15 protein-coding genes are annotated in these 12,544 nt (G+C 74.4%); 9 read left to right on the top strand and 6 right to left on the bottom strand.

Annotated features, from left to right (window positions below; genetic code table 11):
- Nucleotides 1-18: 18 nt before the first annotated feature.
- The 6 genes from IT780_RS16990 to IT780_RS16965 are packed head-to-tail and all read left to right on the top strand — an operon-like array spanning nt 19 to nt 5,253.
- Nucleotides 19-1,080 (top strand): glucose 1-dehydrogenase, encoded by a 1,062-nt coding sequence (locus IT780_RS16990; RefSeq protein ID WP_199512534.1) that lies wholly within the window; start codon nt 19-21, stop codon nt 1,078-1,080.
- A 4-nt stretch (nt 1,081-1,084) separates the two neighbouring features.
- Nucleotides 1,085-2,866: a glycoside hydrolase family 15 protein gene (locus IT780_RS16985; RefSeq protein ID WP_199512533.1), complete on the top strand. Its 1,782-nt coding sequence runs from the start codon at nt 1,085-1,087 to the stop codon at nt 2,864-2,866.
- 4 nt (nt 2,867-2,870) lie between these two features.
- The gene (locus IT780_RS16980) at nt 2,871-3,332 is read left to right on the top strand and encodes a hypothetical protein (protein WP_199512532.1); all 462 of its coding nucleotides are present in this window, start codon (nt 2,871-2,873) and stop codon (nt 3,330-3,332) included.
- The gene (locus tag IT780_RS16975; RefSeq protein ID WP_199512531.1) at nt 3,329-4,561 is read left to right on the top strand and encodes an NRAMP family divalent metal transporter; all 1,233 of its coding nucleotides are present in this window, start codon (nt 3,329-3,331) and stop codon (nt 4,559-4,561) included. The genes IT780_RS16980 and IT780_RS16975 overlap by 4 nt, the downstream gene beginning before the upstream one ends.
- 1 nt (nt 4,562) lies before the next feature.
- Nucleotides 4,563-4,934, top strand: a complete 372-nt coding sequence (locus IT780_RS16970) for a hypothetical protein (RefSeq protein ID WP_199512530.1) — start codon at nt 4,563-4,565, stop codon at nt 4,932-4,934.
- Complete coding sequence (locus tag IT780_RS16965) at nt 4,924-5,253, top strand: PRC-barrel domain-containing protein (RefSeq protein ID WP_199512529.1); 330 nt, start codon at nt 4,924-4,926, stop codon at nt 5,251-5,253. The genes IT780_RS16970 and IT780_RS16965 overlap by 11 nt, the downstream gene beginning before the upstream one ends.
- Here the strand turns inward: IT780_RS16965 and IT780_RS16960 are convergent.
- On the bottom strand, nt 5,245-5,421 hold the full coding sequence (locus IT780_RS16960) for a hypothetical protein (RefSeq protein ID WP_199512528.1): 177 nt from the start codon (nt 5,419-5,421) through the stop codon (nt 5,245-5,247). The genes IT780_RS16965 and IT780_RS16960 overlap by 9 nt on opposite strands.
- Before the next feature lie 79 nt (nt 5,422-5,500).
- Here IT780_RS16960 and IT780_RS16955 point away from each other — a divergent pair, with 79 nt between their 5' ends.
- Nucleotides 5,501-5,818, top strand: coding sequence for a TraR/DksA family transcriptional regulator (locus IT780_RS16955; RefSeq protein ID WP_199512527.1), 318 nt, complete (start codon nt 5,501-5,503; stop codon nt 5,816-5,818).
- Nucleotides 5,819-5,853: 35 nt separating this feature from the next.
- On the opposite strand, the gene IT780_RS16950 is transcribed toward IT780_RS16955, so the two are convergent.
- Nucleotides 5,854-6,507 carry a phosphoribosyltransferase gene (locus IT780_RS16950; protein WP_199512526.1) on the bottom strand — a complete coding sequence of 218 codons (654 nt, stop codon included), beginning with the start codon at nt 6,505-6,507 and terminating at the stop codon, nt 5,854-5,856.
- A gap of 85 nt (nt 6,508-6,592) precedes the next feature.
- Here IT780_RS16950 and IT780_RS16945 point away from each other — a divergent pair, with 85 nt between their 5' ends.
- On the top strand, nt 6,593-7,180 hold the full coding sequence (locus IT780_RS16945; RefSeq protein WP_199512525.1) for a GNAT family N-acetyltransferase: 588 nt from the start codon (nt 6,593-6,595) through the stop codon (nt 7,178-7,180).
- A 9-nt stretch (nt 7,181-7,189) separates the two neighbouring features.
- Here IT780_RS16945 and IT780_RS16940 read toward each other — a convergent pair whose 3' ends face one another.
- Genes IT780_RS16940 through IT780_RS16925 form a run of 4 tightly spaced genes read right to left on the bottom strand, consistent with a single transcriptional unit; the run spans nt 7,190 to nt 11,515 of the window.
- Nucleotides 7,190-8,515 (bottom strand): multicopper oxidase domain-containing protein, encoded by a 1,326-nt coding sequence (locus IT780_RS16940; RefSeq protein ID WP_199512524.1) that lies wholly within the window; start codon nt 8,513-8,515, stop codon nt 7,190-7,192.
- Nucleotides 8,516-8,520: 5 nt separating this feature from the next.
- Entirely contained in the window at nt 8,521-9,720 is a 1,200-nt protein-coding gene (locus tag IT780_RS16935; RefSeq protein WP_199512523.1) for a hypothetical protein, read from the bottom strand.
- Nucleotides 9,717-10,808, bottom strand: coding sequence for a DUF8744 domain-containing protein (locus IT780_RS16930; RefSeq protein ID WP_233412977.1), 1,092 nt, complete (start codon nt 10,806-10,808; stop codon nt 9,717-9,719). The genes IT780_RS16935 and IT780_RS16930 overlap by 4 nt, the downstream gene beginning before the upstream one ends.
- Nucleotides 10,808-11,515 (bottom strand): helix-turn-helix transcriptional regulator, encoded by a 708-nt coding sequence (locus tag IT780_RS16925; RefSeq protein WP_307831230.1) that lies wholly within the window; start codon nt 11,513-11,515, stop codon nt 10,808-10,810. Before IT780_RS16925 ends, IT780_RS16930 begins: the two co-directional genes overlap by 1 nt.
- Nucleotides 11,516-11,582: 67 nt before the next feature.
- On the opposite strand from IT780_RS16925, the gene IT780_RS16920 reads away from it, so the two are divergent.
- The gene (locus IT780_RS16920) at nt 11,583-12,404 is read left to right on the top strand and encodes a DUF2249 domain-containing protein (RefSeq protein ID WP_199512520.1); all 822 of its coding nucleotides are present in this window, start codon (nt 11,583-11,585) and stop codon (nt 12,402-12,404) included.
- Nucleotides 12,405-12,544 lie beyond the last annotated feature (140 nt).

The raw sequence follows: 12,544 nt of genomic DNA, 5'->3' as shown, positions 1-12,544 counted from the left end.
CCCCAGCTTGGAGGAACCATGCGCGCGCTCACCGTGCAACCCGGCACCGCCGGCTCCGCCCGCATCGACGACCTGCCCGACCCCGTCGCCACCGCCGGCGAGCTGCTCGTCGAGGGCGTTGCGCTGGGCGTCTGCGGCACCGACCGGGAGATCGCCCAGGGCTCCTACGGCTGGGCGCCGCCGGGACGCGACCGCCTCGTGCTGGGCCACGAATCTCTGGGCCGGGTCCGGCAGGCCCCGCCCGGCAGCGGGTTCAGCCCCGGCGACCTCGTCGTGGGTGTCGTCCGCCGCCCCGACCCGGTGCCGTGCGGCGCTTGTGTGCACGGCGAGTTCGACATGTGCCGCAACGGGCGCTACACCGAGCGCGGGATCAAGGAGCTCGACGGGTACGCCGCCGAGCTGTGGACCCTCGACACCGCGTACGCCGTCAAGCTCGACCCGCAGCTGGCCGACGTCGGCGTGCTGATGGAACCCACCACGGTGGTCGCCAAGGCGTGGGAGCAGATCGACCGGATCGGCGCCCGCGCGTGGTACGAGCCGCAGACCGTGCTGGTCACCGGCGCCGGCCCGATCGGGCTGCTGGCCGCGCTGCTCGGAGTCCAGCGTGGGCTGGAGGTGCATGTCCTGGACCGGGTTGCCGCGGGTCCCAAGGCCGACGCCGTCGCGGCCCTCGGCGCCACGTACCACCACGCTCCCGTCGCCGACGTCGCCGGGAAGCTGCTCCCGGACGTCGTCGTCGAGGCGACCGGCGCCGGCTCGGTGGTCTTCGACGCGATCGCGCACACCGGCTCTTACGGCATCACCTGCCTCACCGGCGTCTCGACGCCGGGCCGCGCGCTCACCATCGACGCCGGCGCGGACAACCGCCAGATCGTGCTGGAGAACGACGTCGTGGTCGGCAGCGTCAACGCCAACCTGCGCCACTACCAGGCGGCGGTCCGCGCGCTCGCCCGGGCGGACCAGAACTGGTTGCAGCGGCTGATCACGCGGCGGGTACCCCTGCGCGACTTCGCCGACGCGCTGACCGGTCACGACGGCGACATCAAGGTCGTGCTCACCCTGTCCGACGGGGACCGGTGACGCGGTGGCGTCGAGGATCGAGGAGTACGCGCTCGTCGGGGATCTGCACACCGGGGCGCTCGTGGGCCGCGACGGCGCGATCGACTGGCTGTGCCTGCCGCGGTTCGACTCCCCGGCCTGCTTCGCCGCGCTCCTCGGCGACGACTCGAACGGCCGCTGGCGGATCGCCCCGGAGGGCGCCGGCGCCGCCACCCGCCGCCGGTACGCCGGGGACACCCTCGTGCTCGAGAGCGAGTGGGACACGGCCGGCGGCACGGTCCGGCTGATCGACTTCATGCCGCCCCGGGGCGAGGCCGCCGATGTCGTCCGCATCGTCGAGGGCGTCACGGGGCGGGTGCCGATGCGCTCGGACCTGCGGCTGCGCTTCGACTACGGCCACGTGGTGCCGTGGGTGCGGCACACGGAGCACGGCATCGCCGCGATCGCCGGCCCGGACGCCGTGTGGCTGCACGCTGGCGTGCCCGTGGAGAGCCACGACCGGACGACCACCGCGAGCTTCACCGTCACCGCCGGGCAGCGCATCCCCTTCGTCCTCACCCACCAGCAGTCGCATCTGCCGAAGCCGCGCCCGGCGGACCCGGAGCAGGCCCTGGCCGGTACGCGCCGCTTCTGGCAGGGGTGGATCGGGCGCCACACCTACGACGGTCCGTGGCCCGACGCCGTCCGCCGGTCACTCATCCTGCTCAAAGCACTGACGTACGCGCCGACCGGCGGGATCGTCGCCGCTGCCACGACATCGCTGCCCGAGCAGCTCGGCGGCCCGCGCAACTGGGACTACCGCTACTGCTGGCTGCGCGACGCGACCTTCACGTTGCAGGCGCTGCTGGGCACCGGCTACGTCGCCGAGGCCAAGGCATGGCGCGAATGGCTGCTGCGGGTCGTCGCGGGAGACCCCGCGGACCTGCAGATCATGTACGCCCTCGACGGCACGCGCCGCCTCACCGAGTCCACCTTGGACTGGCTGCCGGGGTACGGGGGAGCCGCGCCGGTCCGGGTCGGCAACGCCGCCGCGGCGCAGTTCCAGCTCGACGTGTGGGGCGAGGTCCTCGACGGCCTGCACCTGAGCCGCGCCGCCGGTATCGCCGCGACCGAGGACGGCTGGGACGTGCAACGGGCCCTGCTCGATTTCCTCGAGGGCAGCTGGCGGCAACCTGACAACGGGCTGTGGGAGGTACGCGGCCCGCAACGGCACTTCGTGCACTCCAAGGTCATGGCGTGGACGGGATTCGACCGCGCTGTCACCGCCGTGCACGAGAGCGGCCTCGACGGGCCCGCCGACCGATGGCGCGGCATCCGCGACGAGATCCACACCGAGGTGTGTGCCCGTGGCTTCGACACCGTCCGGAACACCTTCACCCAGTACTACGGGTCCGCCGGGCTGGACGCGGCGTTGCTGCTGCTGCCGCGGGTGGGCTTCCTGCCGTACGACGATCCGCGCGTCGTGGGCACGGTCGAGGCGATCGGCAAGGAGCTGTGCCAGGACGGGTTCCTGCTGCGGTACCGCCCGGAGCACGAGGGCGTCGACGGGCTGCCCGGTGGTGAGGGCGCCTTCCTGGCCTGCACGTTCTGGCTGGTCGAGGCGTTGCAGGGGATCGGCCGCCGGGACGAGGCCACCGCGCTGTTCGAGCGGCTGCTGGGCCTGCGCAACGACGTCGGCATGCTCGCCGAGGAGTACGACCCGGCCACTGGGCGGCAGCTGGGCAACACGCCGCAGGCGTTCAGCCTGGTCGGGCTGGTCAACGCCGCCCGCTGCCTCGGCGGGGCCACCACGAAGACCGGCGCGTGACGGCATGCGGGCCGGCCGGAAGATCGCCGTCGTGGCCGCCGTTGCCGTCCTCTTCTGGACCGGTCTGGCGGTGGAGCTGTCGCGCCCCGGCGACTTCCGGGCCTATCACCGTGCAGTCCTGCAGGTGGCGCAGGGTGCCCACGACGCGGCGCAGACCGCGAAGCTGGCCGCGCGGCTCAAGGCCGCCCATCGGACCACTCCCGCGTTCACCGCGGCGGCGTTCGACGACGCGGCGAAGGCGCTGGCCGGCGCCCAGAAGCAGTTCGCCGGCCAGGCGCCGCCCGACGAGCGCAGCGCCCGGCTGCGCGACCGGCTCGGGCCGCTGCTCGCCCGGGAGATCACCCTCCTCGGCGACGTCATGCGAGCCGACGATGACACCGCGCTGCGCTTCGGCGCGCGGGCGCTGGACGGCCTGGCACGGCAGCTCGACGACTTCATCACCGGCGAGGGGCGAGCCGGGGGATGAAACGGATCTTCTCCGTCGCACTGGGCATCCTCACCGCCATCGGCGGCTTCGTCGACATCGGCGACATCGTCGCGAACGCCGAGGCCGGCGCGCGCTTCGGCATCGCGCACGCCTGGGTGCTGCTGGTCGGCGTCGTGGGCATCTGCGTGTACGCCGAGATGAGCGGCCGCGTGACGGCGGTCAGCGGCCGGCCGGTGTTCGACCTGGTCCGTGAGCGGCTCGGTCCCCGGGTGGCGCTCGCGAACCTCACCGGGTCGTTCCTGGTGACGGTCCTGACGCTGGGCGCCGAACTGGGCGGGGTGGGACTGGCCGTCCAACTCGCCACCAGCGTCGACTACCTGCTGTGGGTGCCGGTGGTGGCCGTCGTGCTCTGGGTGGCGCTGTGGCGGGCGAAGTTCAGCGTGCTCGAGAACGTGTTCGGCCTGACCGGGCTGACGCTGATCGTCTTCGTCGTCGCGTTCTTCCATCTCGGCGCCGACCCGGGGCAGCTGTGGCAGCAGGCGGCGCATCCCGGCCCGCCGCAGGGGGAGGACTGGGGTACGTACTGGTTCTTCGCGATCGCGCTGTTCGCGTCGGCTCTCACCCCGTACGAGGTGTTCTTCTTCTCCTCCGGGGCCGTCGAGGAGCGCTGGACGGCCCGGGACCTCGCCACGTCCCGGGTCAACGTGTTCGTCGGGTTTCCGCTGGGTGGCCTGCTCGCCTTCGCGCTGATGCTGACCTCGGCGACCGTGTTCCACCCGCTCTCGATGTCGGTGGACTCGCTGTCGCAGGTCGCCATGCCCGCCGCCCTCGCGCTCGGCAAGCTCGGGCTCGCCGCGGCGCTGCTGGGCTTCTTCGCCGCCACCTTCGGCGCCGCCATGGAGACCGGGCTGTCCGCCGGTTACACGGTTGCGCAGTACTTCGGCTGGTCGTGGGGGAAGCTGCGCCGGCCCCGGGAAGCCGCCCGCTTCCACACCGTCGTGCTGGTCAGCATCGTGGTGGGCGCGGCGATCCTGCTGACCACGATCGACCCGATCCAGCTCACCGAGTACACGCTGATCTTCAGCGCCGTCGCGCTGCCGCTGACGTACCTGCCGATCCTGGTCGTCGCCAACGACCGCGGCTACCTGGGGAACCGGGTCAACGGCCGGACGGCCAACGCGCTCGGCGTCGCGTACCTGATCGTCATTCTCGTGGCGGCGGTCGCGGCGATGCCGCTGATGATGACCACCAGGATGGGGGCCGGCTGACATGCTCCTCGGATTCGACCTGCTGGATCGGCAGATCATCGACTGCGACGGGCAGCCCGTCGGCAAGGTCGACGACGTCGAGCTCGGCTACGACGCGGACGGCGCTCCGCGGATCAGCGCCCTGCTCACCGGGCAACGGGCCCTCGGCCGGCGCATCGGGGGCCGGCTGGGCCGGTGGATCGCCGGCCCCGCACTCCGCCTCGCCGGCCCGCGCGACGACGGGCCGCTGCGTATCGACATCGCCCACGTGGGCGCCATCGGCAGCGCGATCGACCTCATCGTGAGCCGCGACGAGCTCCCCGAGCCGGCGCTGGAGACCTGGCTGCGCGACCACCTGATCGGCCGGATCCCGGGAGCCGGCCATGAGTCCTGACCACCCGCGGACCGCCCGGGCGAGCGACATCCTCGGCCGGCCGGTCGCCGACGTTTCCGGGCGGTCGCTGGGCCGGGTCGCCGATCTCGAGACGGTACGCGACCCCGACGGTCGGCACCGCGTCGTCGCGGCGATCGTGGCCGGCGGGCGCTGGGGGCGGCTCCTCGGCTACGAGGGGGCCGAGCGTACGGGCCCCTGGCTGCTGGAACGGCTCGCCCGCTGGGTGCTGCGGCGCAGCGTGATCCGCGTGCCGTGGCGTGACCTGCACCCCGGCGACGGAGCTCCACCTGGCTTTGTCGCCGGGACCGACCTATGGTGAGCGGATGCTGGTGGTGAGGTTCTGCTCGCGTGCCGTCACGGTGGTGGCGGTGCGTCGTGCTGCCCACCAGCCGGCGCCGGCGTCGCGGACCCCGCGGCCGGCCACCGGCACCGCCGGCCTGCCGAGCCCGGAGTGCACGGGGCGCAGCCCGCCGGCGTCGAGGTTCATCCACCACGACCGCCAGGGGCGAAGCCATAGCAGCTTCGGCCCTTTTTTGTTCACCCACTTCGTGTTCCCAGGAGGAGACATGAGCGTCCACGTCGATCACGGCAGGCACGACGACCTGCGAGCGACGCTGAGCGAGGAATTCGCCGTCCAGACCGCCCGGCTCAAGGAACTGACCGAGATCAACGCCGACACCGGCGACCCCGCCGAGGCCCACAACCGGGCCGCGCTGCTGGCCGCGACCCGGCGCAGCATCGAGCAGATCTCCGGCGCGCTGCAGCGCATCGCCGACGGTCGCTACGGGCGCTGCGAGACCTGCGGCACCGCGATCCCGGCGGAGCGGCTGGAGGTGCTCCCGCACGCGCGGTTCTGCGTGCCCTGCCAGGAGAAGCACGGCTGAGACGCGTACGGCCGGCGGTGGCGGGGGCGACCTCGTCACCGCCGGCCGGGGCGGGTGCCCGTCGTGGCGCCGAGGAGATTCGCGACCTCGTGGTCCCCGGTCGGGCGGAAGTCGTCGTAGAAGCGGCCCACCGCGTGGAAGGCGGCCGGGCGCAGCGGGCACACCACCTCGTCGGCGACGTCGGCGAGGCCCCGCACCGCGTCCGGCGCCCCGACCGGCGCGGCCAGCACGATGCGCGTGGCGCCCAGCGACCGGGCTACCCGGCACGCCACCCGGGCCGTGGATCCGGTCGCGATGCCGTCGTCGACCACCACGGCCGTACGGCCGGCCAGCTCCACCCGGGGCCGGTTGCCCCGCAACACGTGCACGCGCCGCTGGATCTCGGCCCGGGCCCGCTCCTGCGCGGCGTTGAGCTCGTCCTGGGCGACCTTGGTGACGCGGACGACGCCCGTGTTCACCACGGCGGCGCCGTCCTCACCGACCGCGCCCATCGCCAGCTCGGGCTGCCACGGCACGCCCACCTTGCGGACCACGATCACGTCGAGCGGCGCGTTCAGCTCCCGTGCCACCTCCGCGGCCACGGGTACGCCGCCGCGCGGCAGCCCCAGGACCACCACGTCCTCGCCGCGCAGGTGCCGCAGGGCGTGCGCGAGGCGCCTGCCGGCGTCGACCCGGTCGCGGTACGTCATGGCCTCATCGCACACCACCGGCGGACGTGAATGTCAGGGCCGAACGTCCCATGCCGGACCGGGGGCGTACGACGACCATGAAGGCATGAATTCGCAGCTGCCGCCCGGCTATCCGCGCGGCTACGAGCGCACCCTGCGCCTGGCGGACGGGCGGACGGTCCAGCTGCGCCCGATCCGGCCGGACGACGCCGCGCAGCTCGCCGAGGCCATCCGTACGGCCGACCCGGACACCCTGCGCCGCCGCTTCGTGGGTGGCCCGCCGCACGTCACGCCGGCGTTGCTGGCCCACCTGTGCACGGTGGACTACCAGGACCGGTTCGCGCTGGTGGCAACGGAGCCGCGGACCGGCCGGGGCGTCGCGATCGCCCGCTACGAGGCGGTGCCGGGCGGCGCCGCCGACGTCGCCGTGGTCGTCGACCCGGGGTGGCGAGGCGCCGGCCTGGCCACCGTGCTGATGGAACTGCTCGCCGAGGCCGCGCTGGACCGGGGTATCCACACGTTCAGCGCCTACTACCTCGCCGAGAACCGCCCGGTGGCCGCCCTGCTCGACCACATCGGCGGTTCCGGCCGGCGAACCATCAGGGAGGGCTTCGCCGAGGCGGCCGTGGCCCTGGACCGGAACCGGGTGCAGGCCGCCGTCGATCGCCTGGACGTGCCCGGCGGACCGGGCTGACCCGCCGGCTCAGGGGCCGGTCACCTCGATCATCCCGCGGGCGCCGCGGTCGGCGTCGGCCATGACGTGGCTGACGAACGGGTAGTGGCCGGCCTCGGGCAGCACGGTCTCGACGAAGCCGCCGCCCGCCGGGCCGAGCGGCAGCACCTGGGCGCCGCCCGGTTCGGCCGGGCGCAGCTGATACCGGCCCTCGGCGTAGACGGTGTCGAACTGCGCGCCGACGACGTGGAAGGACGTGTCGCGGTTCGGGCCGGCGTCGAGGACCCAGATGCGGACGCGCTCACCCGCGCGCGCCGTCAGCGGGTGGTGGGTGTACTGGGCGGCGTACCCGTTGAAGGCCATGGCGTCCGGGTGGTCCGCGCGCATGGCGGCCAGGTCGCCACCCCGGTAGAGCTCCGACTGCACGAGGACGTACTCGCGATCGGCGCGGGCGAGGCCGGGCGGGTCGATGATGACAGCGCCGTACATGCCGTTGCCCAGGTGCAGCAGCATCGGCATGGTCGAGCAGTGATACATCCAGATGCCCGCCTTCGTGGCGGTGAACCGGTAGGTGAGGCGCTGGCCGGGCTCGATCGGCCGCATCGGCCCGTCCGGGGCGAGCGCGCCGGCGTGGAAGTCGACGCCGTGGTCGACCGTGCCGTCGTTGATCAGCGTGACCACGAACGTGTCGCCGACCCGGCCGCGCAGCGTCGGCCCGGGCACCATCCCGTCGTACGTCCACATCGTCTGCCGCACGCCGGGCGCGATCTCGAGCTCGACCTGACGCACGTGCAGCGTGACTTCGTGCAGACGTCCGGGCGGCACGGCGGGCGCCGCCGCGTCGCGGGCCCGGAAACCGGGTCCCGGGTCGGCCATCGTGTCGACGGTGGTGGTCGCCGCGGGGACGGGCGCGTCGCCGGTGGCAGCCGGCGCGGCGGACGGCCCGTCGGTCGTGACGGTCAGGGTCATGCCGGCCTGGCGATGCCCCGGCAGGGAGCACCAGCCCTCGAGGGTGCCGCCGATCACCCCGGCGTCGAGGCGAGCGCTGCGGCCGGCGCCGATCGGGCCGGTCTTCGCGCCGGTGGCCAGCACCAGGTCGTGGCGCCGCCGGTCGTGGTTGGTGAGCTCGATGACCAGCCGGTCGCCCGCCGGTACGGCGATCCGCTGCGGGTGGAAGCGCATGTCCTCCACCATCACGGCGACCGTCGTGGTGTGCCCGGTGGCGGCGACGGTGGTCGTCGCGGCGGCCGTGACCGGGTCGCCGCCGGCCATCCGTTGCGCGGCGACGCCGGTCAGCGTGGCGAGCAGGACCAAAGCGACGCCGGTGGCGAGGCCGCCGAGGGGCCGGTCGGACATGGTGACTACCTCCGGTCGAGCAGGAGCAGGCGGGCCGCGGGCAGCAGGAACTGCACCAGCGCGGCGAGCAGCAGCAGTGAGGTGGTGATGCGCACGTACGGGCCGACCGGCAGCAGGAACACGATCAGCGCGGCGTTGGTCATGGCGAGCCGTTGCGGCCAGCGCCGGTCCAGGGCGGCCGTACGCTCGCGGACCCGGACCGGGCCACCGCCCAGCGCCATCGGCAGCAGGTACGTGAGCGCGCCGAGCAGGATCTGCGCGACCGAGCCGACGAGCAGTGGCGTCAGCACCGCGCCGAACGAGTCGGCGGCGGCGTCCGGGCCCGCCGCGCGCAGCAGGGTGGCCGCGTCGACGGCGAGCGCGACCGCCAGCCAGGCCGCGCCGGCCGCGATGGACCAGGCGGCGAACGACTCCGGCGGCTTCTGCCGGGCGGCCCGGGCCGCGGGCAGCGCGGTGACCAGCACCGCCGTCGCGAAGACCAGCAGGCCGGCGACGGCGACGAGCGGCCACCACGCCAGCACGCCCAGGGCGATCAGTCCGAGGCCGCCCACGGCGGTGCGCAGCGAGGTCCGGGAGGCGGCGACCGCCGCCGGGTCCATCCGCGTACGCAGCACCGTCGGCCACAGCGTGAGGATCGTGCCGAGCACGGTGAGCATGATCCAGCCGAGCAGGTTGACGTGGGCGTGGAACAGCAGGATCCGCGACCGGACCGGCGCGTCCGCGACCAGCATCCACGCGCCGGCCGGTATCCCGGTCAGCAGCGCCACCGCGGCGGCCAGATAGTAGTGCGCGGTCACCGCGAAGCGGGCGGGCAGCGAGGACCGCAGGCGTGCCGCGAGCCACGCGAGGTGAGCCGTGACGGCGGCGAGGACGGCGGCCGCGCCGGCCACCCCCAGCCAGGGGCGGTCCGCCGTCCCGCCGGCGAGGACGGCCACGACCCCGGCGTTGAGCAGCGCCAATCGGGAGATCTCGGCCCGGCGGTGCGGCGGTGCGGGCACGCGCAGCACCGCCGCGGTGAAGTGCGCGCTCCACACGAGAATCGCGTTCGTCGCCGCGCCGAGCAGCAGCAGGTGGATGGCGAGCCAGCGCCACGCGGGCAGGAACGGGTGGACGAAGGCGAGCAGCACCAGCGCGGCCAGGTAGGCGGCGGGCAGCAGGCCGGCCCGCCGGTGCCAGGTCGCCCGCCCCGTGGAGGTGACGCTCATGCGAGAACCCGGCTGCGGGTGGCCGACACCACGGCGCATCCGATGAAGAGCAGGATCGACGCCACGTTGGCCACGCCGGACCAGCGCCAGACCGCTTGCAGTCCGGCTGCGTCGCCCACTGCCACGCGGAGCAGCAATGAGCCGTGCAACAGGGCCAGGGGCAGGTACAGCACCGGACGGTAGGGGAGGGGCCGGCGCAGGACGGCGGGCAGGATCACCGGGGCGTGCACGAAGATCATCGAGAGCGTGAAGCCGAGGAAGACGGCGTGCAGGGTGGCGTCGTAGCGGGCGCCCGCCTCGGTCCGTCCGGCGCCGGCCCAGAGCAGTCCGGCGAGGGCGAGCCAGGCGTACCCCGAGAGCAGGCCCACGGCGACGTAACGGGGCAGGCCCGAGCCGCGTACGGTGTGCCGGGCGACGTCGAAGACCGCCAGCCACGCGGTGACAGCCAGCAGCGCCAGGCCGAACAGCTGCGCACCGGCCTGCGGCCACAGGGCAGCGGCGGTGGCCCCCGTGATCAGGGCGGCCAGCGTGGCCAGGAACCAGCGCTGCGCGCCGGGTGCGGTGAGCGCGACGTGGGCCAGCTCGAGGCGTTCCCCCGCGATGGTGGCGACCACGAAGACGACCATCCACGGTACGGCGTCAGCCACGGCGAAACCCGCCAGCCAGAGCAGGGTGGCCGCGTACCAGGCGAGGGCCCCGGCCCCCTGGGCGAGCAGGGCGACCGACTCCTGCCGCCGCCACAGTGCCCGGTAGATGCCGAGCAGCCCGACACCGCCGGCCATCAGCAGCAGCTTGCCGGGCAGGGCGGGACCCGTGGCGAGCAGGAGCAGCGCGCCCGCGGCGGAGCACGCCGGTGCCAGCAGGGCGGGACGGCGGCCGAGTGCCACCGCGCGTTCGAGGGCGATCAGGGTGCCGACGAAGCCGAACACCATGACCGGCCCGTGGACGTCCTCGATGGCGGTTCGCGGCGCGGGGACCGTGGTGCCGAGCAGCAGCAGGGCCGCGTACAGGCCGCCGAGCAGGGCGAGCGCCGCGCCGGCCAGGACGGGGATGCGCAGGCGGACCGGGAGGCCGGCCGCCGCCGGCATCACTGTTCCCCGGCGGCGCGGCGGCGCGGCAGCGGAAGGCGGACGACGCAGGCGTGCGGCGCGCCGAACGGCTCCAGCACGGTGCCGTCACCGTCCTCGCCTCGGCTGTCCAGGACGCCCTGGATCACGCCGGCGTGCAGGCCGCACATGGCGTCCGGGTTCTGGCCGACCAGCTCGAGGAACGGGCAGGTGTGCAGGTGCAGCTCGGTGGCGGCGCCGGGCTCCGCGGGCCGGCGCCGGGGGGTGAAACCGAGCCCGTCGAGCACGGCGCTGACCGTCTCCACAGGGTCGTCCTGGGCGGGCGCGGACGCGGCGAGCTGCCGTCCCCAGTCGCGCCCCACCCGGCCGGCCGCCTCCCGGGTGTCGCCCTTGCCGCGGGGCAGATGGGCGAGCAGGGCCGCCGCGAGCGCCCGGTACGGCGCCGGCGCGGGGTCGGCGGAGGTGGTCCGGTAGCGCCACGCGGGCCGCCCCGGCAGGCCTCCGCTCGCTCGGGCCTTCACGAGCAGCCCGGCCTCCACGAGCCGTTCGAGGTGCACGCGGGTGGTCGACAGGTGCTGGCCGGTGGCGGTCGCCACGTCGGCGGCGGTCAGCCCGCCGGCCGCGTCGCGCACCAGCCGCAGGATCGTGACGCGGCTCGCCGACCCGAGCGCGCGGTGCCGCGGGGTGTCGATCGTCTCGCCGCTCGGGCCTGTACCGGAGGTTTCCACGGTGCTAAACGTTATAACGTCGAATGACAGCAAAACCAGGCCCCGGCCGAATTTCGAGGAGCGCGCCATGTCACAGTCCGACCGAACCGCCGCAGCCGCCGTCGTCGCCCACCACGAGCAGCTCGCCGCCGCCCTGACCCGGCAGGTGGCCGAGCTCGTCGAGGCCGCGGACATCGGCAGCCTGCGGCGCACCTGGGCGGTGCGGGACGAGCTCGTCGGCTGGGTGCACACCGAGCTGCTGCCGCACGCGTACGCCGAGGAGGAGGCGCTCTACCCGGCCGCGGCCCGGCGCCCGGAGGCGAAACTGCTGGTCGACGGCATGCTGGGGGAGCACCGGGCCATCGCGGAGCTGGTGACCGAGCTGGAGACCACCCCGTCCCCGGTGGCTGCCGCGGCGGCCGCCCGGGCGCTGCGCGCGGTGTTCGAGGCGCACCTGGCCAAGGAGAACGAACTGATCGTGCCGGTGCTCGTGGACGCCGGCGACGTCGACCTCGCGGCCCTGCTCGCGGGCATGCATGAGCTGCTGGGTGAGGACGGCAAGCCGGCGGAATCCGGGTGCGGGTGCGGCGGCTGCGGGTGCGGCGGGGACTCCTCCGGCGCCGCCGAGGCCCCGGCCCCGGCGCTCAGCATCGACGCTCGGATCGACGTACGCGAACTCCCGCACGCGCAGCGGCACGCCACCGTGCTCGCCGCGGTCGACGCGGTGCCGGCCGACGGCGCGCTCGTCCTCGTCGCGCCGCACGCCCCGCTGCCCCTGCTCACCGAGATCGACCGGCGCTACAGCGGCCAGTTCGCCACCGAATGGCTGCAGGACGGCCCGGACGTCTGGCAGGTACGCCTCCAGCGGGCGGGTCTTTCGGCCCTGTCCGGCGCGGAAACGCGTGGATAGCGTCGGGTTCATGATCGAGAGGGGTACGCGACGCCGGCTGGCCGGCTACCGATTCGCCGTACCCCTCGCCGGCACGCACGTGCGCCGCGTCTTCGACGAGCGCTGTCCGGGGCGCTGACTCCGCAGCCCCTGTACACGTC

Source organism: Nucisporomicrobium flavum (genome assembly GCF_016464385.1).
GTDB lineage: Bacteria > Actinomycetota > Actinomycetes > Mycobacteriales > Micromonosporaceae > Actinoplanes > Actinoplanes flavus_A.
Note: the sequence above shows the minus strand (reverse complement) of the source record. Positions and strands in the feature narration are given on the sequence as shown.

Coding starts and splice junctions, on each gene's coding strand:
- IT780_RS16990 (WP_199512534.1), top strand. CDS start 19: ATGCGCGCGCTCACCGTGCAACCCGGCACCGCCGGCTCCGCCCGCATC.
- IT780_RS16980 (WP_199512532.1), top strand. CDS start 2,871: ATGCGGGCCGGCCGGAAGATCGCCGTCGTGGCCGCCGTTGCCGTCCTC.
- IT780_RS16975 (WP_199512531.1), top strand. CDS start 3,329: ATGAAACGGATCTTCTCCGTCGCACTGGGCATCCTCACCGCCATCGGC.
- IT780_RS16970 (WP_199512530.1), top strand. CDS start 4,563: ATGCTCCTCGGATTCGACCTGCTGGATCGGCAGATCATCGACTGCGAC.
- IT780_RS16965 (WP_199512529.1), top strand. CDS start 4,924: ATGAGTCCTGACCACCCGCGGACCGCCCGGGCGAGCGACATCCTCGGC.
- IT780_RS16960 (WP_199512528.1), bottom strand. CDS start 5,421: ATGAACCTCGACGCCGGCGGGCTGCGCCCCGTGCACTCCGGGCTCGGC.
- IT780_RS16955 (WP_199512527.1), top strand. CDS start 5,501: ATGAGCGTCCACGTCGATCACGGCAGGCACGACGACCTGCGAGCGACG.
- IT780_RS16950 (WP_199512526.1), bottom strand. CDS start 6,507: ATGACGTACCGCGACCGGGTCGACGCCGGCAGGCGCCTCGCGCACGCC.
- IT780_RS16945 (WP_199512525.1), top strand. CDS start 6,593: ATGAATTCGCAGCTGCCGCCCGGCTATCCGCGCGGCTACGAGCGCACC.
- IT780_RS16940 (WP_199512524.1), bottom strand. CDS start 8,515: ATGTCCGACCGGCCCCTCGGCGGCCTCGCCACCGGCGTCGCTTTGGTC.
- IT780_RS16935 (WP_199512523.1), bottom strand. CDS start 9,720: ATGAGCGTCACCTCCACGGGGCGGGCGACCTGGCACCGGCGGGCCGGC.
- IT780_RS16930 (WP_233412977.1), bottom strand. CDS start 10,808: ATGCCGGCGGCGGCCGGCCTCCCGGTCCGCCTGCGCATCCCCGTCCTG.
- IT780_RS16920 (WP_199512520.1), top strand. CDS start 11,583: ATGTCACAGTCCGACCGAACCGCCGCAGCCGCCGTCGTCGCCCACCAC.